The 24,461-nt window shown below is 43.8% G+C and carries 18 protein-coding genes and 1 tRNA gene; 18 read left to right on the forward strand and 1 reads right to left on the reverse strand.

Annotation, left to right across the window (positions count from 1 at the left end; all coding sequences use genetic code 11):
* Positions 1–139 precede the first annotated feature (139 nt).
* The 6 genes from D6855_RS01395 to D6855_RS01420 all read left to right on the forward strand — a co-directional run bounded on the left by D6855_RS01395 (position 140) and on the right by D6855_RS01420 (position 11,318).
* Positions 140–3,883, forward strand: a complete 3,744-nt coding sequence (locus tag D6855_RS01395) for a hypothetical protein (RefSeq protein ID WP_120737283.1) — start codon at positions 140–142, stop codon at positions 3,881–3,883.
* Positions 3,884–4,264: 381 nt separating this feature from the next.
* Positions 4,265–4,336 (forward strand) — tRNA-Glu (locus tag D6855_RS01400).
* A 138-nt stretch (positions 4,337–4,474) separates the two neighbouring features.
* Positions 4,475–4,894 (forward strand): DUF4430 domain-containing protein, encoded by a 420-nt coding sequence (locus tag D6855_RS01405; RefSeq protein WP_158589438.1) that lies wholly within the window; start codon positions 4,475–4,477, stop codon positions 4,892–4,894.
* A gap of 18 nt (positions 4,895–4,912) precedes the next feature.
* Positions 4,913–5,446: a hypothetical protein gene (locus D6855_RS01410; protein WP_120737288.1), complete on the forward strand. Its 534-nt coding sequence runs from the start codon at positions 4,913–4,915 to the stop codon at positions 5,444–5,446.
* A gap of 360 nt (positions 5,447–5,806) precedes the next feature.
* Positions 5,807–8,728: a hypothetical protein gene (locus D6855_RS01415; RefSeq protein WP_120737290.1), complete on the forward strand. Its 2,922-nt coding sequence runs from the start codon at positions 5,807–5,809 to the stop codon at positions 8,726–8,728.
* Positions 8,729–8,855: 127 nt separating this feature from the next.
* On the forward strand, positions 8,856–11,318 hold the full coding sequence (locus D6855_RS01420) for an EAL domain-containing protein (RefSeq protein ID WP_120737292.1): 2,463 nt from the start codon (positions 8,856–8,858) through the stop codon (positions 11,316–11,318).
* A gap of 9 nt (positions 11,319–11,327) precedes the next feature.
* On the opposite strand, the gene D6855_RS01425 is transcribed toward D6855_RS01420, so the two are convergent.
* On the reverse strand, positions 11,328–11,702 hold the full coding sequence (locus D6855_RS01425; RefSeq protein WP_120737294.1) for a LysM peptidoglycan-binding domain-containing protein: 375 nt from the start codon (positions 11,700–11,702) through the stop codon (positions 11,328–11,330).
* A gap of 201 nt (positions 11,703–11,903) precedes the next feature.
* Between D6855_RS01425 and rimP the strand changes: the two genes are divergently transcribed.
* The 12 genes from rimP to D6855_RS01485 all read left to right on the forward strand — a co-directional run bounded on the left by rimP (position 11,904) and on the right by D6855_RS01485 (position 24,446).
* Positions 11,904–12,368 carry a ribosome maturation factor RimP gene (rimP, locus tag D6855_RS01430; protein WP_120737296.1) on the forward strand — a complete coding sequence of 155 codons (465 nt, stop codon included), beginning with the start codon at positions 11,904–11,906 and terminating at the stop codon, positions 12,366–12,368.
* 24 nt (positions 12,369–12,392) lie between these two features.
* Positions 12,393–13,571: a transcription termination factor NusA gene (gene nusA, locus D6855_RS01435; protein ID WP_120737298.1), complete on the forward strand. Its 1,179-nt coding sequence runs from the start codon at positions 12,393–12,395 to the stop codon at positions 13,569–13,571.
* Positions 13,572–13,578: 7 nt separating this feature from the next.
* Positions 13,579–13,836 carry an RNase P modulator RnpM gene (gene rnpM, locus D6855_RS01440; RefSeq protein WP_120737300.1) on the forward strand — a complete coding sequence of 86 codons (258 nt, stop codon included), beginning with the start codon at positions 13,579–13,581 and terminating at the stop codon, positions 13,834–13,836.
* A 3-nt stretch (positions 13,837–13,839) separates the two neighbouring features.
* Positions 13,840–14,181 carry a L7Ae/L30e/S12e/Gadd45 family ribosomal protein gene (locus tag D6855_RS01445; protein ID WP_120737302.1) on the forward strand — a complete coding sequence of 114 codons (342 nt, stop codon included), beginning with the start codon at positions 13,840–13,842 and terminating at the stop codon, positions 14,179–14,181.
* Positions 14,168–16,705, forward strand: coding sequence for a translation initiation factor IF-2 (gene infB, locus D6855_RS01450; RefSeq protein ID WP_120737304.1), 2,538 nt, complete (start codon positions 14,168–14,170; stop codon positions 16,703–16,705). The genes D6855_RS01445 and infB overlap by 14 nt, the downstream gene beginning before the upstream one ends.
* Before the next feature lie 14 nt (positions 16,706–16,719).
* The gene (gene rbfA, locus D6855_RS01455; RefSeq protein ID WP_120737306.1) at positions 16,720–17,139 is read left to right on the forward strand and encodes a 30S ribosome-binding factor RbfA; all 420 of its coding nucleotides are present in this window, start codon (positions 16,720–16,722) and stop codon (positions 17,137–17,139) included.
* Positions 17,139–18,086: a DHH family phosphoesterase gene (locus D6855_RS01460; RefSeq protein ID WP_120737308.1), complete on the forward strand. Its 948-nt coding sequence runs from the start codon at positions 17,139–17,141 to the stop codon at positions 18,084–18,086. Before rbfA ends, D6855_RS01460 begins: the two co-directional genes overlap by 1 nt.
* Before the next feature lie 65 nt (positions 18,087–18,151).
* Positions 18,152–19,114: a tRNA pseudouridine(55) synthase TruB gene (gene truB / locus D6855_RS01465; protein ID WP_120737310.1), complete on the forward strand. Its 963-nt coding sequence runs from the start codon at positions 18,152–18,154 to the stop codon at positions 19,112–19,114.
* Positions 19,115–19,117: 3 nt separating this feature from the next.
* Positions 19,118–20,032, forward strand: a complete 915-nt coding sequence (locus D6855_RS01470; protein WP_120737312.1) for a bifunctional riboflavin kinase/FAD synthetase — start codon at positions 19,118–19,120, stop codon at positions 20,030–20,032.
* Positions 20,033–20,185: 153 nt separating this feature from the next.
* Positions 20,186–20,452 carry a 30S ribosomal protein S15 gene (gene rpsO / locus D6855_RS01475; RefSeq protein WP_120737314.1) on the forward strand — a complete coding sequence of 89 codons (267 nt, stop codon included), beginning with the start codon at positions 20,186–20,188 and terminating at the stop codon, positions 20,450–20,452.
* A gap of 197 nt (positions 20,453–20,649) precedes the next feature.
* On the forward strand, positions 20,650–22,737 hold the full coding sequence (locus tag D6855_RS01480; RefSeq protein WP_120737316.1) for a polyribonucleotide nucleotidyltransferase: 2,088 nt from the start codon (positions 20,650–20,652) through the stop codon (positions 22,735–22,737).
* Between the two features lie 104 nt (positions 22,738–22,841).
* On the forward strand, positions 22,842–24,446 hold the full coding sequence (locus tag D6855_RS01485) for a peptide chain release factor 3 (RefSeq protein ID WP_120737318.1): 1,605 nt from the start codon (positions 22,842–22,844) through the stop codon (positions 24,444–24,446).
* Positions 24,447–24,461 lie beyond the last annotated feature (15 nt).

Genomic DNA, 24,461 nt, shown 5'->3' on the forward strand with positions numbered 1-24,461 from the left:
AAAAGTTTAGTTTTTTCAAAAATAATGTTAAATATGATGTTTTGTATGATAGGGCATTTGCTACAATGCATTTACAGTCGTACAAGACGAATATAAAAATGTGTGTGTTTGATTAAATTATTTAGGAGGGTTTTTAGTTATGAAGAACAAGGTTAACAAGCAGCTCGTCAAAGCACTTTCAGTTGGTATCGCAGCCAGCATGGCACTTCAGCCAGTAGCTGTATATGCGGAGGATGGGGTTAACCAGAACGAAGAAAAGAAGAGCGAATTTGATACTGCAGCTGATAAGGCATCTGGCTCAGTAGAGGCTGCACATGATTCTTTTGTAGGTGCAGAACCTCAGACAGAGGGAACACAGGATGCAGCAACAACAGAATCTTCAGTTGCTGTTGTAGGCGATTCAGCAGAAGTACAGAATCCAATTCAGGATGCCAAGACAGAGACAGAAGGCTATAAGGAAGTACTTAAGAATGAGGTTACTAATGGATCAGAAGTTTTTGCTGATGAAATAGGCAAGCTTAACACAGCAGAGGACAAGCTTGATGAAGGTGCATCAGCACTTAATGGTGCAGATCAGGCTGTTAAGGATGCACAGACATCCAATAAGGTAACTGAGGAGAAAACAGCTGATTATCTTGATCACATGGACAAGGCTGAGGATATCCTTGAACATGGTAAGCCAGTTGAGGGTGAAGATCATGTACATAAGGTTGATCAGTTTACTGACGCTTCAACTGGTGCAGGTGAGGCTTCCGCATCTTATGATGGAATCATCACTGATGCTGGTAAGGTTGCAACTGATATGAACGAGGTTAAGAACTCTGCAGATAATTACGATGCTGCAGGTGATACAACAGGTGCACAGTTTGATGCAATCAAGAAAGAGTACGATGCAGCTAAGGCTGTTCTTGATGGCCTTGATCAGAGACTTGCAGATGCTACAGCTGATTATGATGAAGCAAATGATAACTATGAGGATGCAGTTGATGCTCTTGGTAAGGCTCAGGATGAGTACGATCTTGCGCTTGCAGCATACAACGCAATTATCGATACTTTAGATGAAGATGGCAAAGTTACTAAGGAAGGTTCAGTAACAACTACTAATAAGAAGATTGAACTTGCAAAGGAAAACCTTGCTAAGGCACAGAAGGCTCTTGATGAAGCTGAACTTACAGTGCAGGATCTTGAGAAAGTTGCTAAGTCAGCTGAGGATGAGGTCAATGATGCTAAGACTAACCTTGAGGCAGCTAAGGCATCTGTTCAGACTAAGCTTAATAACATGCAGAACCTCAAGCTTCAGGAGATCCTTGATCTTCAGGCAGAAATTGAAGAAATTACTGATGAAACACAGAAGGAAGCTAAGAATTTTGAATTGCACAAGAAATTTATTGAGTATTACCTTCTTGGCGCAGATGATATATCTGATGTTCAGTTCAGTTCTGATAAGGCAGCTTTCGTTATCGAACCTGCTAAGGATCTGAATGGCGATACTATTGTTGACGATGATGGCAATTATTATTACGTGACTGGCTATGTTAACGGAACACCTCAGCTTGCAATAATTCCTACAGCATACACTGTTACTTACAAGAAGGCTGGAGTAGAAGAGCCTATAACAGTTTACTTCTCTGTTGATCCAGATAATGACGGTTCATTCACAATCTTTACAGAAAATGGAACTCCAATTCAGCAGACAACTATTCTTGAAGAAGCTGTGGCTGAAAAGTATCTTAATGCTGATGGAAATGAAGTTGATAAGGCTGCTACTATTGGTGCTGTAGCAGATAATCAGAAGCATACTAAGGATAACAATAACGTATTAGTTATTGATATGAGTGATAAGATCGCTGATATTACTGATGGAACCAGCGAGTCCCTTACTACATATTCAGATAGGGTGTTATCTGAAGGTGGGCTTCAGTATGTAGAAGGAAGTGCTAATGTTCAGATCACTGATGGAGAAAATGGTACAAAGATTAAGACCATAACAAAGACTTATGTTCAGACAGTAAATACTGAGTCTTTAACTAAGGACGAGAACCAGCCGGATGCAGACTATGAGTATGGTACACATGAGGTTGTTACAGAGACTGTTAACAAGACATATCCATTCAGCAAAGAAGGCTATGCTCAGTGGAAAGCTGATATTCAGAAATACAGCAACGAGGATGATTTCAAGGCAGAGTTCTATGATGTGGATCTGATTTGGTGGGGACCATTCCTTGTTGATGTTAAAACAGGAATGAAGGATGTCAATAACATGACTGATATTGACAATATTTCACTTTTGTTTGATATTGCTGCTAATTATCTCTTTGGAGCTAAGCCATTTACAATCAGCTATACTGCAAGCGAAACTACTGTTGAAAAAGAGAATAAGGAAGGATTCCTTGAGACTGTTAATGAGAACTATACAAAAACAAATAAGACAGTAGAGAAGACATATACTCAGACAAGTATAATTACTATTACTCCTGTGCCTAATGAAAAGGTTGATTCAGGTGAAGCTACCGCTTCTGGAACGAGTAACGTTTGGGGACATAGTGAGCACAGCTCTGAAAAGAAAAAAAAGCAGAGCGATGCGCAAAAAGCATTAGAAGACAAAGTCAAAGAACTTAACGGTAGTAATGGATATGTTTCAAAAACTAATGAAACGGTTCTTTCTTCTGAAACTAACGGTAATGTTACCGTTACAACATATACGTGGACAGAACAGTTGTACGAGATTACACAGGATGCGCAAAAAACCAAGGATAATAAATATCGTGGTAAGTATAGGTTGGTTGAAAAAACATATACACGTACCGATACAAAGACAACGACATTTACTTATGAAGAGTCTGATCCTACAGTAGTAGATCCAAATTACACATATGTTGGTGAGGAAGTTAAGAATCAGTCTTCACAAGCTCAGAATATTGTTAAGTCTAAGACATTCTATGGCGCTGACGAGTATACATTCGTCGCAGGTCACGAACAAAAGACTGGTGCTTACTACAATGTAGCTGATGCTCAGGAGTGGGGAACATCTTCAGATAGTGATTATCAGGCAGCTCTTAATGAGCAGGCAGGTGCAAAGCAGGCACTGTTAGATGCTCAGGAAGCATACAGCAGAGCAAGTATTTCTTACCAGAATGCACAGACTGCACTTAATCAGGCTAAGGCAGATGTAAATGCACTCAAGGCATCTGATCCTACGAAGAGAGAGCTTGTAGACGCTCAGCATAGACTTAGCGAAGCAGAAACAGCTCTTTCAACAGCAACAACCAATAAGGAAACAGCAGAGACAGCACTTGGTGAGGCCCTCCAGAAGAAGCAGGAAGCAGAAGAAGCAGTAGCAGCAGCTAAGAGTGCTTGGAAGTTAACAAAGCCTTCATATGATAAGGCTGAGGCTGACAAGAAGGCAGCTGACGACGCTAGAAATGCAACTGGTGATGACGATTTCACACCTTCAAATGAGAGCGGAGATGACACATCATCTTCAGACTTCGTATTCGTAGCAGCTCCTGGAGCAGTTGTTACTCCTGCAGTAGCAAATGATGGTGAGGCAGTACTTGGTGAAGTAAGAAGAACTGCAACAAGATCTTCTAAGAAGGCAGCTTCAACATCTGAGGCAGTTTCTACAGATAACGGAAACAGCAACAACTCAGAAGTAGCAGGCGCTAAGAAGGAAGAGACCAAGACTCCTGAAGCACCTAAGACAGAGACCAAGATCGAAGATGGTGAGACAGCACTTGCTGCAACTCCAGAACTTCAGGAAAAGGGCTTCGCATGGTGGTGGCTCCTCATCCTTGCAGCTATCGCAGGTGTATCTGTAGAAGAGTACGCAAGAAGAAAGAGCAACAAGGCTAAGGCTGAGAATTCTACAAAGGTTAATAAGTAATTATCTATAATCAAACACATTGTTTATAGAAAAGAAGGGCGGATCGAAATATGATCCGTCCTTCTTATTTTGTTTAAGATTTTCTTTATATTTTTCATCCTCAAATTGTACATGAAAATGCCTTTTGTAAAATTTTCAATAAACAATGTCTGAAGGCTAAATGAACAGTGACTGAAATAAAAATTAAAAGGACTTGATGTAAGACTTCTGTTAATGCTTCTTGGACTTGGTGCAGCTGGCGTGGCAGGCACTACAGCAGAGATAGTTTCAAGGAGTAAACACAATAAGTAAAGTAGGTTAAAATTTTTTTAAAAAAGTGCTTGCATTTTCTTTTCGTTTGTAATATTATAAACAAGTCGCCGCGATACGGCGACTTGATAAGCCTCGTTGGTCAAGCGGTTAAGACGCTGCCCTCTCACGGCAGAATCAGCGGTTCGATTCCGCTACGAGGTACTGACTGTTAATAACAGCCCAACCCGAATCCCAGAACACATCAGTGTTTTGGGAGTTTTTGTTTTATCTCGAAATATAATTGATGTAGTTGAAGGGCTGTTTTAATGAAGCGTTATGCAAAAGGAAGGGAAAGCACATATGAAAGATAATAAAAGAAAAATTATCATTGGAGGAATCGTTCTTGTTACTTTGATGGCGGTGCTGGGAATCGTCTATTTCAGGAACAGAACAGTTCCGCAGTCGGGTTCAAAGAACATTGTCATCGAGGTTACGGGGAGCAACAGTGTCACGGAAGAATACCAACTGTCTACGGAAGCTGCGTATCTGAGGCTTGCAATGGATGAACTCGTTGATCAGGATTCCGGGTTTTCCTATGACGGCACAGATGGTGAGTATGGCATAATGATCGAGTATATAAACGGGGAACGGGCTTCTTATGCGGAAGATAATGCATACTGGGCACTGTATGTAAATGGAGAATACGGACAGAACGGATGCGATACGCAGCCGGTTACGGATGGGGATGTCTATGCCTGGAAATATGAAAAGGCCCAATGATCTCAAAGGATGATACAAATGAGTAAAAACAAGCCTTATATCTCCATCAGGGATATTGCTCAGATCGGTATGATGATAGCGATCATTGAAGCATGTAAGTTTGCGTTAAGTGGGATTCCAAATGTTGAACTGACGAGTTTCTGGCTGATCATGTTTACCTTGTTCTTCGGATGGAAGATCGTAGTGGTCGTACCGGCCTTTATCCTGATCGAAGGGGCGGTTTACGGCATGAATCTGTGGTGGTTCATGTATCTTTATGCCTGGCCGCTTCTTGTGGGTATCACATGGATTTTCAGAAAAGTTGATTCTGCCCTGTTCTGGGCGATCGTTTCAGGTGTTTTCGGACTGAGCTTTGGAGCATTGTGTGCGATCCCGTATTTTATCATTGGTAAAAGCACAGGAGGGATGTCTGTAGGAGTCCAGTCTGCTTTTGCATGGTGGGTGACGGGCATACCGTGGGACTTTGTACACTGCGCGGGAAATTTCATTCTGATGTTTGTGTTATACAGACCAATCAAATATGCATTTCAAAGGATGTGTGATGGATATTAAAGCCTGCTATGGATGGAAGAAACCCAGTATTTATGCGGGCTCTTCCATTTGATTCTTTCGTTCGATTCCGCTACGAGGTACTGACTGTTAATAACAGCCCAACCCTGAAGCTCAGATCATTTTGATCTGAGCTTTTTTGTTGCGAAAAATAATGTCTCATAAGGGGCGAGAAAATGGAATTGTGTGCATAGAATATGGCAATATTCTATCCAATTTATAAATTATCATAAACGTTTTATAAAATCGCAAAATATCTCCCGGATATGATTACTAATATGATTAGCTTTAGCCGATAATATTCTTAGAGACTTAAAGCAGATCATTTGATCCTGTTGGGCGGGTTGAAAGGAGAAATTAGCAATGAAAAAGAATAACGTTATCAAGGATAAAAAGGTTCTCTCAGCACTCACAATTGGTATTTCTGCAATGATGTTTTTGCAGACTCCAGTTTCAGCGTATGCTGCTAATAATGGTGAGCTTGATGACACTCCTTCTAACAATAATACAGAGTCCAGCGAATCACAGTCTGAAAGCAATTATGAGCCAGTAACAAATGAGGCTCAGACAGAAGCTACTCAGGCTCAGGAAGCATGCGTAAGCCAGAATGATGTAATCCCTGCAACTGGAGAGTCTCCAGCAATTGGAAGCGCTCAGGTTGAGAGCCAGGAAGCTGCAAATATTATCGTTAATGGCGATGAAGCGAAGCATGTTGAAAAAGCAGGCGAAGAGTTTGCAGATCAGCAGTCAACTCCTGCAGCCATCACAAATCTTGTAGATGCAGCAAAAGAAGTATTAAATGACAAAGCTGAAGGCACAGACATAAGCAACATAGAATCTGCTGCAGCGGACATTGCTGGTAGCGAAGATTGTGCCAAGGAACAGATTGTGGTAGCAGAAGAGGCTAATAAAGCTGCTGATCAGGCTTATAAAGATGCTGTTTCTGCTGTTGATAAAGCTGGCGACATCATGGGAACAACTGAGGATGACAAGGCTCCAGGTCTTATCAAGACTCAGGAAACAATAGACGGTATTGTTGATGACACCAATACTAAGGGGCAGGAAATCGTTAATAAGATTGCTAACGCCAGCAGCGAAGAAGAAATAGCAGCTGCCAAGGGCGAGCTGGATAAACTGATCAATGACAGCAAGGGTGATCTCGAGAGCCAGATCGCACTGTTTAATGGACTTAGCGATAGCTTTGATAAGGCTATTGACGAATTGAAAGCTGCTCAGGATACTCTTGATGATGCAGAAGATGATTATCAGGGAGCTCTTGATAATGCTGAAGAAAAGACAGATGATGCAGAGAGCAAAGTTGCAATTGCAAGTCAGAAGGTTGAAAACCTTGTAAATGCTATGAATGATGCTCTGTCAGCAATTGACGAACTTGGTGCAAGTGCTGACGATCTTGCTAGAGCAAGAGGATCAAACTGGGAAGGCAAATTTGGTCATGCTAATTATTCAGATTCCAGAGATATAATGAAGCAGGTTATCGAGGATTATTACCTTACAGAGATCCTTGGTATTGATCTGGTTGTCGATGATAATCATCAGATTGAATTTCTTAACCCGTCCGGTAATCTCGAGAAGCGTTTCACGACAGTAAACTACTATTACAAAGAAAATGGAGAAATCAAGCAGGGTACCAAGTATTTTAACTGGGATTCCATTGCAAAGACTAGTAGCGCTGTAGAGGATCAGAACTTAGATGGAAATATAGTTAGCGAAGCATCAACTGCCATAGTAATGTATGAAAAGTCAGAGCTGGAGGTAAAAGGAACAGTAGAGATTGCAAAAAAACTTCTTAATTCCATGTCTGATGAGGAGAAGCTAAATTATCTAAGAAATGGTGTATTTATTAATAGTAACGTAAATGCTGAGGGCAAAACAACTAATAACTTATCAAGAGTTCCTCAGCAAGGCGGATACAGACTCTATTCTTACGAAGATGAGAATGGCAAGATTCAGTATATTACACAGTTCCAGCTTCGTGGAGGATATCCTACAGGTGATGGATCTTACAATGATGAAGGGGATCTGACACTTAAAGAAAAGTTTGTTAAGGATACTCGGAAAAATGGCACTATTACCTACATGGATGGCTTTACAAAGGTAGAGAATCCTGATGGCACTGTTACCTACACAAATCCGAATACCGGTAAGAGTTATAAGAACTTGAAAGTGGTAGAGACAGTTACCCAGAATCAGAACAACCTCCTTAATGACGCTAACTGCCTTATCCTTGGCGATACAGATGTTATCTCAACTGTTCTTAAGGGTGGAAGCTACAATGGCGTAGATTACAGCTTTGTAAAACAGAATGTTGTAGATAAATATGGCATCAGTGCTGAAAAGATAGATGAACTCATTGAGGCTAATGCAAGACTCAACAAGTACATCGATACCAATTCTACAGCTGGAATCAATAACCTCAAGGATAAGTACAATACTTATGCTACAGAAGTAGTAGAGGCTCAGAAGGCAGTTGAAAATGCTCAGAACCAGGTAAGTGAGCTGTCAGTTGCTATTGATGATCTGAGAGATAAGAGCGTTAAGAAGTCAAAGACAATGATCGCAAGAGATGCTCTTGGTGTAAATGATATTGCTACTCACTTTGGACTTACAGGTCTTGATGAAGCGCAGGCAGCAGAGCTTAACACTCTTACACTTGCAGGACTTATTAACAGACTCAGTGAACTTAGAAAAGATGCTAAAGATAAGGTTGATACAGCAAAGGATCGCTTAAACGGTGTGATCGACGTACTTATCGCCAATGCAGATTCTGCATCAGTAAGACCTTCTGATGGCGGAGATGATAACACACCATCAGGCGGCGGAGATACAACACCTGCAGCACCTGCTACAGGCGGTGGAGTAGTGGCCACAACAGCAGCTCCTTCAACATCACCTATCCTTGCAGCAGTAGATGCAGCAATCAACATGGATGCAGTTCAGGCAGCAGGTGGACAGGGAGCAGGCGCAGCAGTTCAGGACGGACAGGGCGGTGCAGGCAACGTAGAGATCGCTGACGGCGACGTAGCTCTTTCAGAGACTCCAGATGCAGCTCCAGTAACAGAGGCAATCCAGGAAACACTTGCAGAGCAGGCTGATATCGATGATCAGGATGTAGCTCTCGCATCAGCAATGCCAGCAGCAGAAGATGCAGCTAAGATGAGCTGGTGGTGGATCTTCATCATCGCAGTACTTGGAGTAACAGGCAAGAAGATGTACGAAGAGCACATGAGAAAAGAAGAAGAAAAGAATAAAAACAAACAGGACTAAAGATAATTAAATAATCCTAAAGGCCCCTGTCCAAACGGACAGGGGCCTTTATAATTTCTTTCTTTGACCCACCTTTTTATATGTGATATGCTCAATATATAGGTAAAAATCAAGGGAGTTTTCGTTCATGAGCCCATCTGTTAAGCAGTATGTTGCTGATAACATTGATAAGGCTTTAGAAAGCGGATGGATCAAGGTTTATTATCAGCCTGTTATCCGCTCCCTTACTGAGCAATTATGCGGCGCTGAGTCTTTGGCCCGCTGGATCGACCCGGATCAGGGTTTTCTTCCACCAGATAAGTTCATAGGAACGCTTGAAAATACGAGACAGATCCACAAGCTGGATATGTATATCATTGAGCAGGTATGTAAAGACATTTCAGAGAGGCTTTCAAACAAACTCCCTACCGTGCCTGTCTCAGTTAATTTCTCGCGCCTCGATTTCGAAGAAGTTGACATGGTGGGCTTCGTTGAGGGGCTTGTTTCCAGGTACGACATTCCAAGAGACTATATTCATATAGAAATAACAGAGAGCATGATCGTATCTGACGCAGATCTTATGCGCCGTATGATTGACGACTTCAGGGATGCTGGCTACGAAGTCTGGATGGATGACTTTGGTTCTGGCTACTCATCCCTTAACCTTCTTAAGGATTACCATTTTGACACCCTTAAGCTGGATATGGAGTTCCTTAGAAACTTTAACGATAAGTCCAAGGCTATCATGACTTCCACCACCACTATGGCCAAGGATATTGATATGGCTACCCTTGCTGAGGGCGTTGAAACCGCTGAACAGGTAAGTTTCCTTAGGAACATAGGCTGTGGCAAGCTCCAGGGATATTTCTATGGAAAGCCCATGCCAATTGACGAGTTCTTTGACCATATTGAAAAACAGAATATTGGGATAGAAGAGCGCAAGTGGCGCCATTTCTACGATGTTGCCAGCATCAATGCCAGAGAGACAGATGAGCCGCTTGAGATTCTCGAGGATGATGGAAAAGAATTTAAGACTCTTTTCATGAATGAGCCTTACATGAGGCAGATATTCAGCGAAACCTCATCATCTCTTGAAACAACAGATGAGATGATCTATCACACGCCGTCGCCTCTTTTAAAGAAATATCGAAACTTTGCAGACACTCTTGAAAAAACCAGAAATCAGGAGACATTCTATTACACAATAAATGGTAATATCTACAGGTTCTCAGCTAAGGTGATTGCTGAGAATGAAGGTCGCTTCCTTATTAAAGGAACCATCCACAACATTTCTACAGACCAGTCTGTAAGAATGCTTAACAGCGTGGATTCGAGGCTCAAAGAGCTCAATCACCTCTTTGATAATATTACACAGATCAACCCATCCGCGGATTCTATCATGCCACTACTTGGCAGATCCACTTATCAGTATCGATTTGATGCTAACGCCATGAAGCTGACGGATTTCTTTGCTCTTATGGAAAAAGAGGTGGTCTCATCCGCGGACAAGAAGCGCTTCCATGAATTTACCAATGTCTCTACCATAAGTGAAAGAGTAAAGGCTTCAGAAAAAGGATATCTGGAAGATTACTTCAGGATCAAGCAGCAAAATGGACAGTACATGTGGTCTGCTAATATCATAATGGCTATTCCTGGAACCGGTGGAAAAGAGTTCCTGCTCTGTGCCAGAGCTCTTCCTGAAAATGTAAAGGATATTATGAATGAGACCAAGGAGATGTTCAGGTTTGAAGACTATGGTCTAGAGTCAGCAGAGATGGGCCGTTATACCAAGCTATTTATGAACTTTGCAGCTAATTCTACTGTGAAGTTCTTCTGGAAGGACAAAGACAGAAACTTCGTAGGAGCAAGCCAGGCCTTTCTTGATTTCTTTAAGATCAGCTCCATTGACGACCTCAGGGGCAAACCTTCAGAGAAGCAGAGTTGGTCCGTTGATAAGAAGAGGAGTATCAAGGAAGATACTGAGATCCTGACCAAGGGGGCAAAGGTTGAAAATGCACCTTCCCAGTATATTATTGATGGTGTTATCCACAACACCATCTGTAATAAGATGCCCGTTTATGAGAACGGCAAGATAATCGGAGTCATGGGATACCTGGTAGATATCGGCGAAGAGCTGAGCCGAATGGATTCCTTCTATCATATAGATAGGTTTGATAAGATAACAGGCCGTATGACCATAAGATCTTTCCTTAATACCATGGTGGATTATTCTGTTCAGTACACGGCTACTGGTGCTGACTATGGACTTATAATCCTTAGAAACACAAATCATGATCGCATTGCAGTTTCTTATGGACAGGAAGTTGAGCATAAAGTCCTTAAAGCTGCCGGGGATCAGATAGTAGAGGTGACCGGAAACAGCTGTGCTGTAGCAAGGAATATGAATTCAGACTTCATACTCCTTACCCATGTCAGTGAGCTGCAGGAACTTGATATGATTGCAGCTCAGTTAAAAGAGAAACTGGAAGGGATAAAATCTGTAGATGGATACAGCGTAACTATTAAGATCCAGACTGGGACAGTTCTCAGGTCGGAAGAAGGTATTATAGATGAAAATATCTTATATACAGCTATTTCAAGGCTAAAATAGTAGGCTGACTTATTTAAATTCCCTGGAATAGTAGGGCACTACAATACTATTACCAGCAAGGATTTTGCCATCTTCATCAAGGTGATTGGTTGCTATTATTTCATTAATATAATGCTGTTTTGAATCCTCTGATCCTGTAAGGTATTTATCAGCTATTGAATCCAGGGTATCGCCCGCATGAACATCTACCTGAGTGTAGTATTTGTAGGTCATGTCAGTGCCATGGGCCTGAAGAAGGAGAGTTGCAAATATAAATGCGATGCCAAACACTATAAGAAAAGTTATGAGCGCCAGGGCTATTCTCTGGCGCCTTACTATTCTAAGGCGTCTCTTTTTGTTCTCTGCGATCCTGAGTTCTCTGTATGCCATGTATCCTGCGTCCATAGGTTACCTCCCTTTAAATATGAGTGTTTGCGTGGTCTGTAGCTCTTTTGTATGAGATAAGAATACTCTCCTATGTGTCCCAAATATCACCCTTAATGCCAAAACCTTGACGTTTCGCAGTTTATGTGTTATTGTCTACGTGACAGTAGATTAGAAGTGAGCTTTCCGGAGCTCACTTTTCTTATGCCTAAGAGGTGAAAGATGTCCAAGAAAAATGATATTGAAGCAAAGACAGAAGCTATCCTTAAGCCCATCGCAGACAAGTGCGGGGTTGAGATCTACGATGTAGAGTATGTCAAGGAAGCTGGAGAGTGGTACCTTAGAGCCTATATTGACAAGGAAGGCGGAGTGAACATCAACGACTGTGTGGATGTAAACCATGCACTTTCAGATGCTCTTGATGAGGATGATTTCATCGATGAAGCCTACACCCTGGAAGTTTCAAGCCCGGGCCTTGGCAGACAGCTCAAGAAGGACAGACACTTAGAGCACTCCATTGGAAAAGAGGTTGAGCTCAAGCTCTTTAAACCCAAGGATGGAACCAAGGAGTTTGCCGGTATACTTAAGGGATTTAATGAATCCACAGTTACCGTAACTATAAATGACACAGATGAAGAATTTATAAGAAAAGAGATTTCAGTTATTAAACTTGCGCTGGACTTTTGATCCGGTGGAAAAAAGGAGATTACAATGAGTAAAGAATTAATGGATGCCCTGGAGTTACTTGAGAAAGAGAAGAACATCAGCAAAGATTCTTTGTTTGATGCAATTGAGAATTCTCTTGTAACAGCATGCAAGAACAACTTCGGAAAGGCAGAGAACATCAGAGTTGAGGTTGACAGAGTTAACTGTGACTTCAAGTGCTACGCAGACAAGGAAGTAGTTGAGACTGCTGATGACGTTATGGATCCTCAGATCGAGATCAGCCTTGATGATGCCAAGAAGATCAGCAAGAAGGCTAAGGTTGGTGACATCGTAAGCGTTTCTCTCAATTCCAAGGAGTTTGGACGTATTGCTACACAGAACGCCAAGAACGTAATCCTTCAGAAGATCCGTGAGGAAGAGCGCGGCGCTATTTATAATGAATATTTCGAGAAAGAGCATGACATCGTAACTGGTGTTGTTCAGAGATTCATAGGCAAGAACATCAGCATCAACCTCGGAAGAGCAGATGCCATCCTCAATGAGAACGAGCAGGTTAAGGGTGAGGTTTACAGACCAACTCAGAGACTTCGCGTATATGTTCTTGAAGTTAAGAACGGCTCAAAGGGACCAAGAATCCTTGTATCCCGTACACATCCAGACCTTGTTAAGAGACTTTTCGAGCAGGAAGTTGCTGAGATCCAGGACGGAACTGTTGAGATCAAGTCAATCGCAAGAGAGGCTGGAAGCCGTACCAAGATTGCTGTTTACTCTAAGGACCCTAACGTAGATGCAGTTGGTGCATGCGTAGGTGTTAACGGAAACAGAGTTAACCTTATCGTAGATGAACTTGGCGGAGAGAAGATCGACGTCATCAACTGGGATGAGAACCCTGGTAACCTTATCCAGAACGCTCTTTCACCAGCTAAGATCGTAGCAGTATTTGCTGATCCAGATGAGAAGAGTGCCAAGGTTGTAGTTCCTGATTATCAGCTTTCACTTGCCATTGGTAAGGAAGGTCAGAACGCAAGACTTGCAGCAAGACTTACAGGCTACAAGATCGATATCAAGGACGAGACTCATGCCAAGGATGCTCCTGGATTCCGTATGGAAGACTACCTCGATGATGAGGATTATGAGGAGTACGAAGAGGGCGAGTACGCTGAAGGTGAGTACGAAGAGGCTGAGTATGATGAGGCTTCTGAGGATCAGGGCGCTGAGGAGTAATTCTTAAATGCAAAAGAAAATTCCAATGAGAAAGTGCGTTGGCTGTGGAGAAATGAAGGAAAAGAAAGAACTCATCAGGATCATCAAAAATGCTGATGACGAGATTCTTTTGGATGCCACAGGTAAGGCCAATGGCCGAGGCGCATATATTTGCAAGAGCGCAGAGTGCTTAAAAAAGGCTGCTAAGAATAAGGGCCTTGAAAGGTCACTTAAGGCACAGGTTCCGGGAGATGTCCTGGACCGCATAGAAAAGGAGCTTTTATAAGTTTTGGATTCTAATAAAGTTTATTCCCTGCTAAGCCTGTCCATGCGGGCTGGCAAGGTAAAGAGCGGAGAGTTTGCCACTTTGGAAGCTATTCGCACAGGAACTGCGCATCTGGTAATAGTTACCGAGGATGCATCAGATAACACTATCAAGCAGTTTTCAGATAAATGTAAGTATTATAATGTTCCGATAGCTTTTTTTGGTGACAAGGAGAGCCTTGGACATGCAATAGGTAAGGGTGTTCGAACAAGTCTGGCAATAACAGATAAAGGTTTATCTGAGTCACTTCGAAAGAACTTACTCGAAGAAGAATTAGACGGAGGGAATGTGAATGGCAAAAATTAAAATATCCGAACTTGCGAGCGAGCTTGGATGCGAAGCAAAAGAGCTGATAGCTTTTTTGCAGGAAAAAGGAATAGAAGCAAAGCGTTCTAATAGTTCTATCGAAGAGACAGATGCAGACGTTGCTAGGAAAAACTTTGGCAAGAAGGCTAAGAAGGCAGATGATGCTGACAAGGCTGCTAAAGAGGAGAAGACCAAGAAGGCTAAGGCTGAAGAGCCTGCAGAGGAACCCAAGAAGGCAGAAGCTCCAAAGGCAGAAGAGCCTAAGGCTGAAAAGAAGGAAGCTCCTAAGGCAGAGGCTCCACGTCCAGAAGCAGCAAGACCTGCAGAGGGATCAAAGCTTCCACCTAAGAAGAAAAAGAACATCATTGTTGTAACCAACAACAATATGGGAAGAGGCGGCCAGGGTGGTCAGTCTCAGGGCGGAAACAGAGACTTTAATGGTCAGAGACCTGGAAACAGAAACGACAGAGGTCAGAACGGACCTCAGGACAGAAATGGCCAGGGCGGCGGAAGATTTTCTGGTAAGGGCGACAACAGATTTGGCGGCGGCAAGTTCGACAAGAACGCCGGCAGAGGCGGATTTGATGGACCATCAGAGAAGCAGGGCCCAGGACACAGAGATGAAGACCGCAGAAGACAGGGTCAGGAAAAGGATAAGAGAAACAAGAAGGATCTTGCTTACGAGCAGGAAGAGATGATGCCAAGAAGTAAGAGAGTTGGCAGATTCATCAAGCCTGAAGTTAAGAAGGTGGAGGAACCTGAGGAGCAGATCAAGGTTATCTCAATCCCTGAGAAGGTTTCCATCAAGGAACTTGCTGAGAAGATGAAGATGCAGCCATCTGTTATCATCAAGAAGCTCTTCATGGCAGGTCAGGTTTCAACAGTTAATACAGAGCTTACCTACGAGGAAGCTGAGAATATTGCAATCGAGTACGATATCATCTGCGAGAAGGAGATCCCTGTAGATATCATCGAGGAACTTCTTAAAGAGGATGAGGATGCACCAGAGACTCTCAAGAAGAGACCTCCAGTTGTCTGCGTAATGGGTCACGTTGACCATGGTAAAACATCACTTCTTGATGCTATCCGTAAGACATCTGTAACAGACAGAGAGGCCGGTGGTATCACACAGAGAATCGGTGCTTACACAGTATCAATCAATGGTCAGAAGATCACATTCCTTGATACACCTGGACACGAAGCATTCACAGCTATGCGTATGCGTGGTGCTAATTCCACAGATATTGCAGTTCTTGTTGTAGCTGCTGACGACGGTGTAATGCCTCAGACAGTAGAAGCTATCAACCACGCTAAGGCTGCAGAAGTTGAGATCATCGTGGCTGTCAACAAGATTGATAAGCCTAATGCAAATATTGACAGAGTTAAGCAGGAGATGACTGAGTACGGTCTTATCTCTACAGACTGGGGCGGAACAACAGAGTTTGTTCCTGTATCAGCTAAGTCTGGCGAAGGTATTGATACTCTTCTTGAGACTATCATCCTTACATCAGACATCCTTGAGCTCAAGGCTAACCCAGACAGAGAGGCAAGAGGACTTGTCCTTGAGGCAAGACTTGATAAGGGCCGTGGTCCTGTAGCTAACGTACTTGTTCAGAAGGGTACACTTCATGTAGGTGACTTCATTTCTGCTGGTGCAAGCTCAGGTAAGGTTAGAGCCATGGTTGATGACAAGGGCAACAAGCTCAAAGAAGCTCTTCCTTCACAGCCAGTTGAGATCCTTGGTCTTTCAGATGTTCCAAATGCCGGTGAGGTATTCCTTGGACATGAGACTGACAAGCAGGCCAAGCAGTACGCTAACACATACCTTCAGCAGCACAAGAAGGATCTTATTGAAGAGACTAAGGCTAAGATGTCACTTGATGATCTGTATTCCAAGATCGAGGAAGGCAGACTTCAGGAACTCAACATCATCATCAAGGCAGACGTGCAGGGTAGCGTAGAGGCTCTTAAGCAGTCACTTCTTAAGCTCTCTAACGACGAGGTTGTAGTTAAGGTTATCCACGGCGGTGTTGGTGCTATCAACGAGTCCGACGTAACGCTTGCTGCAGCATCAAGCGCTATCATCATCGGCTTTGATGTTCGTCCAGACGCAACAGCTAAGAGCATGGCTGACCACGAGGGCGTTGAGATCAAGCTTTACAAGGTTATTTACCAGGCAATCGAGGAGATCGAGTATGCTATGAAGGGTATGCTTGCTCCTATTTACGAAGAGAGAATCACAGGTCACGCAGAGGTTCGCCAGATATTCAAGGCTTCCAAGGTCGGCAATATCGCTGGTGCCTTTGTCAAGGACGGTATCATCAAGAAGGACTGCAAGGTTCGTATTTCAAGAGAAGGCGAGCAGATCTTCGAAGGCGATCTTGCATCTCTTAAGAGATTCAAGGATGACGTCAAGGAAGTTAAAGAAGGATTCGAGTGCGGTCTTGTATTTGACGGATTTGACCAGATCCACGAAGGTGATACAGTTGAGGCCTATGAGATGGTTGAGGTTCCAAGAACCTAACGAGATAAGGAAATATGAGAAAAAACAGTAACAAAAACAGAAGAATCAATGGCGAAGTGCAGAAGGTAATATCTGAAGCGATCCATTTTTCCAAGGATCCAAGGATCAGTCCCTTTACATCCGTTATGGATGTAGAGGTTGCGCCAGACCTTAAGACCTGCAAGGTTTGGGTCACTGTAATGGGTAACGACGAAGACAGACTTCGTACCCAGGAGGGACTTAAGTCAGCCTCAGGATACATCCGCAGCACCCTCGCCAAAGAACTTAATATGAGATACACACCGGAGCTTCGCTTCATTATGGATGACTCCATCGAGTATGCCATCAACATGTCCAGAAAGATTGACGAAGTAACAGCCAAGGACAATGAGGCAAGACTTGCAAGAGGCGAGGAGATTGAAGATCAGGCAGAGTCTGAAGATCAGGAGGACTAATGAAGATTGATCAGCTGATTGGCAGCGCGGGGACTATCGCGATCACCAGCCACATAAGACCTGATGGCGATGCCATTGGATCATCCCTTGGAATGTATCTTTATCTGAAAAAGAACTATCCAGAGGCAAGAGTAGATGTGTTCCTGGAGAAGGTTCTTCCAGAGCTGACATTTCTTAGTGGATCAGACAAGGTCATCACTGATTTTACATCTGATGTAAAAGAGTATGATCTTTGCATCGTCCTTGATTGTTCCAAGGACAGGACCGGTGACGCCGAGAAGATCTTTGACGCGGCAAAAAAGACAATAAATATTGACCACCATGTGAGCAACGAGGGAACTGGAGATCATCTCTATATTGTTCCAAGCGCCAGTTCAGCCTGTGAGCTTGTTTATGACACTCTTGACCCTGAAAAACTGGATGTTGAGATTGCCAAGGCTCTTTACACAGGAATGGTGACAGATACAGGAGTGTTTAAGTACAACAACACTTCACCAAAGACCATGAAGGTGGCAGCAGAGCTCATTTCTTACGGATTTGATTTTGGCAGCCTTATTGATCAGGTCTTTTATGAAAAGACCTATCTCCAGAATCAGATTCTTGGCAGAGCCCTTCTTGAGAGCATCCTTTTAATGGATGGAAGATGCATTGTGTCTGTGGTTTCCAAGCAGACAATGGATTTCTACGGGGCTCAGAGCAATGACCTTGATGGTATAGTAAACCAGTTGCTTTTGACCAAGGGTGTGGACTGTGCAATATTCATGTATGAGCTCGCACCTCTTGAGTACAAGGTAAGCCTTCGCAGTAACGGCGCAGTTAACGTATCTGAGATTGCTCAGATGTTTGGCGGCGGCGGACATGTAAGGGCGTCAGGATGTACAGTGAGCGGTACATACCACGATGTTATCAACAACATTTCCAAGTACATTCACAAGCAGCTCGGCTAAAGAAAGCCTAAGCCTTGCCTTGTTTTGGGGCAGGGCTTTTATTATCGGTATCAGGAAAGGATCTTATGCCTAATACTTATAACGGACTAATAAATATATATAAGGAACCGGGCTTTACCTCCAATGACGTGGTGGCTAAGCTCCGTGGCATCCTTCATCAGAAAAAGATAGGTCACACAGGAACTCTTGATCCTGATGCGGTAGGAGTCCTGGTTGTGTGCCTTGGCACAGGAACCAAGCTTGTTGAGATGCTGACGGACCACGACAAGGAGTACATCGCGGTCTGCAGACTGGGAGTTACCACAGATACCCAGGATATGAGCGGACAGATCCTTGAAGAGCAGCCTGTAAATGTCAGCAGAAAAGAGCTTCACGAGGCTGTTAAGGCCTTTGTGGGAGACTACGAGCAGATACCTCCCATGTATTCCGCCATCAAGCAGAATGGCAAAAAGCTATATGAGCTTGCAAGGGAAGGCATTGAAGTTGAGCGTAAGCCAAGGAAGGTGAACATCGGAGCGATTACGATTCTCGATGATTCCCACCTTGAGTCAGATCACTTTTTTACCATGGAAGTTAAGTGCTCAAAGGGCACATACATAAGGACTTTGTGTCATGATATCGGCCTTAGGCTTGGCTGCGGAGCAGCAATGCAACATCTTACAAGGACAAGAGTCGGGGCATTTTCCTTAGAGAGCGCCATCACCCTTTCGCAGGTTGAGGAGCTTAGGGACAACGGCTCTTTACCTGAGCACATCAAGTCCCCCGAGTATATCTTCAGAGACCTTGACTGCCTACACGTCAAGGACAGCGCCAGAAAGATCCTCGAAAATGGCAACAGCTTCAGGAGAGATAACGTGCTAAGCGAAGACCCTGAAGGAGTCAACGATACAGAGTACGAAGACGAGATGTTTACGGATGGCAACATGTTTAGAGTTTATTCCGAGGATGACACCTTCTTTGGAATCTACAAGTACAGCGCCAGAAAAAAGACTTTCGACGTGGACAAGTTCTTTTTCGAAAAAGAGTAAAATATGCAGATAATATCACGTATCGATGAACTGAATATAAGTGATAGAACCGCCATAGCCATGGGCAAGTTCGACGGCATTCACTTAGGCCACAAAAAGCTTTTATCCAAGATCCTTGAGGAGAAGCAGGACGGACTTAAGGCTACTGTCTTTACCTTTGAGCCTTCTCCCGAGGAGTTCTTTGTGGGCCACAGGGTTAAGCAGCTATTTACAAGGGACGAGAAGAGAAGAGCCTTTGAGAAGATGGGTATCGACATTCTGGTGGAGTTCCCTCTCAATGCAGATACAGCAGCCACAGACCCTGAGGATTTCGTCAGGACAATTCTGTTTGATGACCTGAAGGCCAGATATATCGCCGCCGGGACCGATGTCTCTTTTGGAGATAAGGGAAGAGGCGATCAGTATCTACTTAGGAACTTAAGTAAAGACCTGGGCTTTGAGCTTGATCTTATCAACAAGGTCATGCTGGACGGCTCAGAAGTCAGCTCCACAAGAGTCCGCAACGAAGTTACAGACGGCAATATGGCAGAGGTAAAAAGGCTTCTTGGAAGTAACTACAGCGTCAGCGGAATCGTAGAACACGGCCGTCACATCGGACACACCATAGGAGTTCCTACAGTTAATATCCTGCCACCAGATGGCAAGCTCCTTCCACCCTACGGAGTCTACTCAAGTGAAGTTATCATCGGGGAAAAGAGCTATCACGGAATGACCAATATCGGAAGAAAGCCTACTATCTCTGAAAAGGAGCAGGTGGGCGTTGAAACTTACATCTATGACTTTGATGAGGATGTCTATGGAAAATACATAGAAGTTAAGCTCATAGAGTTTACAAGGCCAGAGATGAAGTTTGAATCCATAGAAGCTTTAAAAGCCCAGATTGAGAAGGATCTACAGAACGTAAGGCCAGAAATATAATTTACTTTACACTTTGGGCTTTTTATGCTAACATAAATTGGTTGCCGGCTAATCTTCCGGCAATGTTATGTAACTACCTATACTAAGGTTTTGGCAACTCCAGCCTGGCCCTGGTATCAGGCAAATAGAAATGTGAAACACAAGGAGAAAACAATGATCACAAAAGAGAAGAAAACAGAAGTTATCGAGAAGTTTGCCAGAAAGGCTGGCGACACAGGATCACCTGAGGTTCAGGTAGCTATCCTTACAGAGAGAATCAAGGAGCTCAACGAGCACCTTCAGAAGAACCCTAAGGATCACCACTCAAGAAGAGGTCTTCTTAAGATGGTTGGTCAGAGACGTAGCCTTCTTGCATACCTCAAGAAGAAGGACATCGAGGGCTATCGTAAGCTCATCGCTGACCTTGGTCTCAGAAAGTAATTTCTTAAAAGATAAAGGCGGAATAAGGCTGGCAGCCCTGCCAGCTTGTTCCGTCTTTTCACCATTAATGAGAATATGCGCAAAATGCGCTTTTCTATAGAAGACGAAAACATGTTTAAACTGCACACGCACCTGAAGTACAGAGATTTTTCTGTGGATGAAGGACCGCGGATGAGCAGGAAAAGGAGACAAACAAAATGGTAAAAACTTATTCAATGGAACTGGCCGGACGCACTCTTAAGGTTGAGATCGGCAAGGTAGGAAAACAGGCAAATGGCTGCGCATTCATGCAGTATGGAGACACAACTGTTCTCTGCACAGCTACAGCTTCAGCTAAGCCAAGAGACGGAATCGATTTCTTCCCACTCTCAGTTGAGTATGGTGAGAAGTTCTACGCTGTTGGTAAATTCCCAGGCGGATACAACAAGAGAGAGGGTAAGCCTTCTGAGAACGCTATCCTCACAAGCCGTGTAATTGATCGTCCTATGAGACCTCTTTTCCCTAAGGATTATAGAAACGACGTTACAATCGAGACAATGGTTATGTCAGTAGATCCACAGTGCAGACCAGAGCTCGTAGCTATGCTTGGCGCTTCAGTTTCAGTTTCAATCTCTGATATCCCATTCGATGGCCCTTGCGCTATGACACAGATGGGTATGATCGATGGAGAGCTTATCGTTAACCCTACTCAGGAGCAGTGGAACACAGGTGACCTCAAGCTTACTGTTGCTTCAGTTGGTCAGAAGGTTATCATGATCGAGGCTGGTGCCAACGAGATTCCTGAGGAGAAGATGAAGGAAGCTATCTACAAGGCTCACGATGTAAACCTTCAGCTCATCGAGTTCTTCAAGGGCATCGTAGCTGAGATCGGTAAGCCTAAGCACGAGTACACAAGCTGTGCAGTTCCTGAGGAGCTCTTCGCAGCTATCAAGGAAGTTGTTCCTCCAGAGGAGATGGAGAAGGCTGTATTCACAGACGACAAGCAGACCAGAGAGGGCAACATCGCTGAGATTACAGAAAGACTATCAGAGAAGTTTGCAGATAACGAGGAGTGGCTTGCAATCCTCGGCGAAGCTATTTATCAGTACGAGAAGAAGACAGTTCGTAAGATGATCCTTAAAGATCACAAGAGACCTGACGGACGTGATATCAAGCAGATCAGACCTCTTGCAGCAGAGATCGATCTTATTCCTAGAGTACACGGAAGTGCTATGTTCACTCGTGGACAGACACAGATCTGTGACGTTGTAACTCTTGCACCTCTTTCAGAGGCTCAGAAGGTAGAAGGCCTTGATGCATTTGCTTCTGACAAGAGATATGTACACCAGTACAACTTCCCTGCTTACTCAGTAGGTGAGACTAAGGTTTCAAGAGGACCTGGACGTAGAGAGATCGGACACGGAGCTCTTGCAGAGAGAGCACTCCTTCCTGTTCTTCCTTCAGTTGAGGACTTCCCATATTCAATCCGTGCAGTATCTGAGACTTTCGAGTCTAACGGATCAACATCAATGGCTTCAACATGTGCATCATGCATGTCACTTATGGCTGCTGGTGTTCCTATCAAGAAGATGGTTGCTGGTATCTCCTGCGGTCTTGTAACAGGCGATACAGATGACGATTTCGTAGTACTTACAGATATCCAGGGTCTTGAGGACTTCTTCGGAGATATGGACTTCAAGGTAACTGGTACAAAAGACGGTATCACAGCTATCCAGATGGATATCAAGATCCACGGTCTTACAAAGCCTATCGTTGAGACAGCTATCGCACAGTGCCGTGAGGCTAGATTCTTCATCATGGACGAGTGCATGAGCAAGGCTATTGCTGAGCCTCGTAAGGAAGTATCCAAGTACGCTCCTAAGATCGTATCTATCCAGATCGATCCTGAGAAGATCGGCGACGTTGTTGGTCAGCGTGGTAAGACAATCAACGAGATCATCGCAAGAACTGGCGTTAAGATCGACATCACAGATGACGGTAAGGTTTCAGTTTGCGGCGAAGATGCTGCTGAGATCCAGAAGGCTGTTGATATGGTCAACACAATCGTTACAGACTTCGAAAAGGGTCAGGTATTTACAGGTAAGGTTGTAAGCATCAAGGAGTTCGGCGCATTCGTAGAGTTCGCTCCTGGCAAGGAGGGTATGGTTCACATCAGCAAGATCTCCAAGGAGAGAATCGAGCATGTTGAGGATGTACTTACACTTGGCGATACAGTTAAGGTTGTATGCCTTGGCAAGGACAAGATGGGCAGAATCAGCTTCTCAATAAAAGACTGTGCTCAGTAATCCGACCACTTGACTATATAGACATAATGCGGGGCTGTGAAAAATCTTTTTCCACAGCCCTTGTTTTAAGTGAAAGAAAGAACAATTTCAGAGGATATTTTTTAATGAGTAATTCTAAAGAAGTAATTTCAGAAATAAATAAGAGAAGAACTTTTGCCATCATATCTCATCCTGATGCGGGTAAAACAACTTTGACAGAGAAATTTCTTCTCTACGGTGGAGCTATCAATATGGCTGGTTCCGTTAAGGGTAAGGCTACAGCAAGACATGCGGTATCTGACTGGATGGAGATCGAGAAGCAGAGAGGTATCTCAGTAACATCATCAGTTCTTCAGTTCAACTATGAAGGATGCTGTATCAATATCCTTGATACTCCTGGACACCAGGATTTCTCAGAGGATACATATAGAACACTTATGGCAGCGGATTCTGCGGTCATGGTAATCGACGCCAGCAAGGGTGTTGAGGCTCAGACCCGTAAGCTCTTTAAAGTCTGCGCCATGAGCCATATTCCGATCTTTACATTTATCAACAAGCTGGACAGAGATGCCATGGACACCTTTGATCTTCTTGATGATATTGAGAATAACCTTGGTATTGCCACATGCCCTATGAACTGGCCTATCGGTTCAGGTAAGAACTTCAAGGGTATCTACGACAGAAGAGAGGGACACATCGTTACTTTCTCAGAGACCCAGAAGGGTACCAAGGAGGGAAAAGAGACTATCATCAATCTTGATGACAAGGCAGCCATCGACAGCGAGATCGGTCAGGACGCTTATGATAAGCTCACAGGAGAGATTGAGCTTCTTGACGGAGCAGGAGCTGAGTATGACCTTGAGAAGGTAAGAGCAGGACAGCTCACACCAGTATTCTTTGGTTCAGCTCTTCAGAACTTTGGCGTAGAGCTCTTTTTACATCACTTCCTTAAGATGGCAACACCTCCAACAGGCAGAACTTCTGCTGATGGAACAGTTATCGATCCACTTGAGAACGACTTCTCAGCATTTGTATTTAAGATCCAGGCCAACATGAACAAGGCTCACAGAGACAGAGTAGCATTCATGAGGATCTGCTCAGGCAGATACGATGCAGACAAGGAAGTTAAGCACGTTCAGAGCGGCAAGGTAATGAGACTTTCACAGCCTCAGCAGCTTATGGCTGACGAGCGTAAGATCCTTTCAGAGGCCTATGCCGGTGATATCATGGGCGTATTTGATCCAGGTATCTTCTCAATCGGAGATACAGTATGCATGCCTAAGGACAATGTTAAGTACGAGGGAATCCCTACCTTCGCTCCAGAGCACTTTGCAAGGGTTCGCCAGGTAGATACCATGAAGCGTAAGCAGTTTGTTAAGGGTATCACCCAGATTGCCCAGGAGGGTGCTATTCAGATCTTCCAGGAGTACAACACAGGTCTTGAGGAGATAATTGTAGGAGTAGTAGGTGTACTGCAGTTTGATGTCTTGAAGTTTAGGCTTGAAAGCGAGTACAATGTAGATATCATTTTAGAGTCACTTCCTTATGAGTACATCAGATGGGTAGACAATGAGGATGTTGACATGTCTTCTCTTGTTGGAACTTCCGACATGAAGAAGATCAAGGATATGCACGACAGACCACTTCTTCTGTTTATCAATGAGTGGAGTGTTGGCATGACCATGGAGAGGAACAAGGGGTTGGTTCTTTCTGAGTTCAAGAAGAACTAAAGTGTTTTGGGAGGA

Origin of the sequence: Butyrivibrio sp. CB08 (assembly GCF_003625485.1) — a bacterium.
Lineage (GTDB): Bacteria > Bacillota > Clostridia > Lachnospirales > Lachnospiraceae > Butyrivibrio.

What these genes read in the sequence shown, in the direction of transcription:
- D6855_RS01395 (WP_120737283.1), top strand. Translation starts at nt 140, where the DNA reads ATGAAGAACAAGGTTAACAAGCAGCTCGTCAAAGCACTTTCAGTTGGT.
- D6855_RS01405 (WP_158589438.1), top strand. Translation starts at nt 4,475, where the DNA reads ATGAAAGATAATAAAAGAAAAATTATCATTGGAGGAATCGTTCTTGTT.
- D6855_RS01410 (WP_120737288.1), top strand. Translation starts at nt 4,913, where the DNA reads ATGAGTAAAAACAAGCCTTATATCTCCATCAGGGATATTGCTCAGATC.
- D6855_RS01415 (WP_120737290.1), top strand. Translation starts at nt 5,807, where the DNA reads ATGAAAAAGAATAACGTTATCAAGGATAAAAAGGTTCTCTCAGCACTC.
- D6855_RS01420 (WP_120737292.1), top strand. Translation starts at nt 8,856, where the DNA reads ATGAGCCCATCTGTTAAGCAGTATGTTGCTGATAACATTGATAAGGCT.
- D6855_RS01425 (WP_120737294.1), bottom strand. Translation starts at nt 11,702, where the DNA reads ATGGACGCAGGATACATGGCATACAGAGAACTCAGGATCGCAGAGAAC.
- rimP (WP_120737296.1), top strand. Translation starts at nt 11,904, where the DNA reads ATGTCCAAGAAAAATGATATTGAAGCAAAGACAGAAGCTATCCTTAAG.
- nusA (WP_120737298.1), top strand. Translation starts at nt 12,393, where the DNA reads ATGAGTAAAGAATTAATGGATGCCCTGGAGTTACTTGAGAAAGAGAAG.
- rnpM (WP_120737300.1), top strand. Translation starts at nt 13,579, where the DNA reads ATGCAAAAGAAAATTCCAATGAGAAAGTGCGTTGGCTGTGGAGAAATG.
- infB (WP_120737304.1), top strand. Translation starts at nt 14,168, where the DNA reads ATGGCAAAAATTAAAATATCCGAACTTGCGAGCGAGCTTGGATGCGAA.
- rbfA (WP_120737306.1), top strand. Translation starts at nt 16,720, where the DNA reads ATGAGAAAAAACAGTAACAAAAACAGAAGAATCAATGGCGAAGTGCAG.
- D6855_RS01460 (WP_120737308.1), top strand. Translation starts at nt 17,139, where the DNA reads ATGAAGATTGATCAGCTGATTGGCAGCGCGGGGACTATCGCGATCACC.
- truB (WP_120737310.1), top strand. Translation starts at nt 18,152, where the DNA reads ATGCCTAATACTTATAACGGACTAATAAATATATATAAGGAACCGGGC.
- D6855_RS01470 (WP_120737312.1), top strand. Translation starts at nt 19,118, where the DNA reads ATGCAGATAATATCACGTATCGATGAACTGAATATAAGTGATAGAACC.
- rpsO (WP_120737314.1), top strand. Translation starts at nt 20,186, where the DNA reads ATGATCACAAAAGAGAAGAAAACAGAAGTTATCGAGAAGTTTGCCAGA.
- D6855_RS01480 (WP_120737316.1), top strand. Translation starts at nt 20,650, where the DNA reads ATGGTAAAAACTTATTCAATGGAACTGGCCGGACGCACTCTTAAGGTT.
- D6855_RS01485 (WP_120737318.1), top strand. Translation starts at nt 22,842, where the DNA reads ATGAGTAATTCTAAAGAAGTAATTTCAGAAATAAATAAGAGAAGAACT.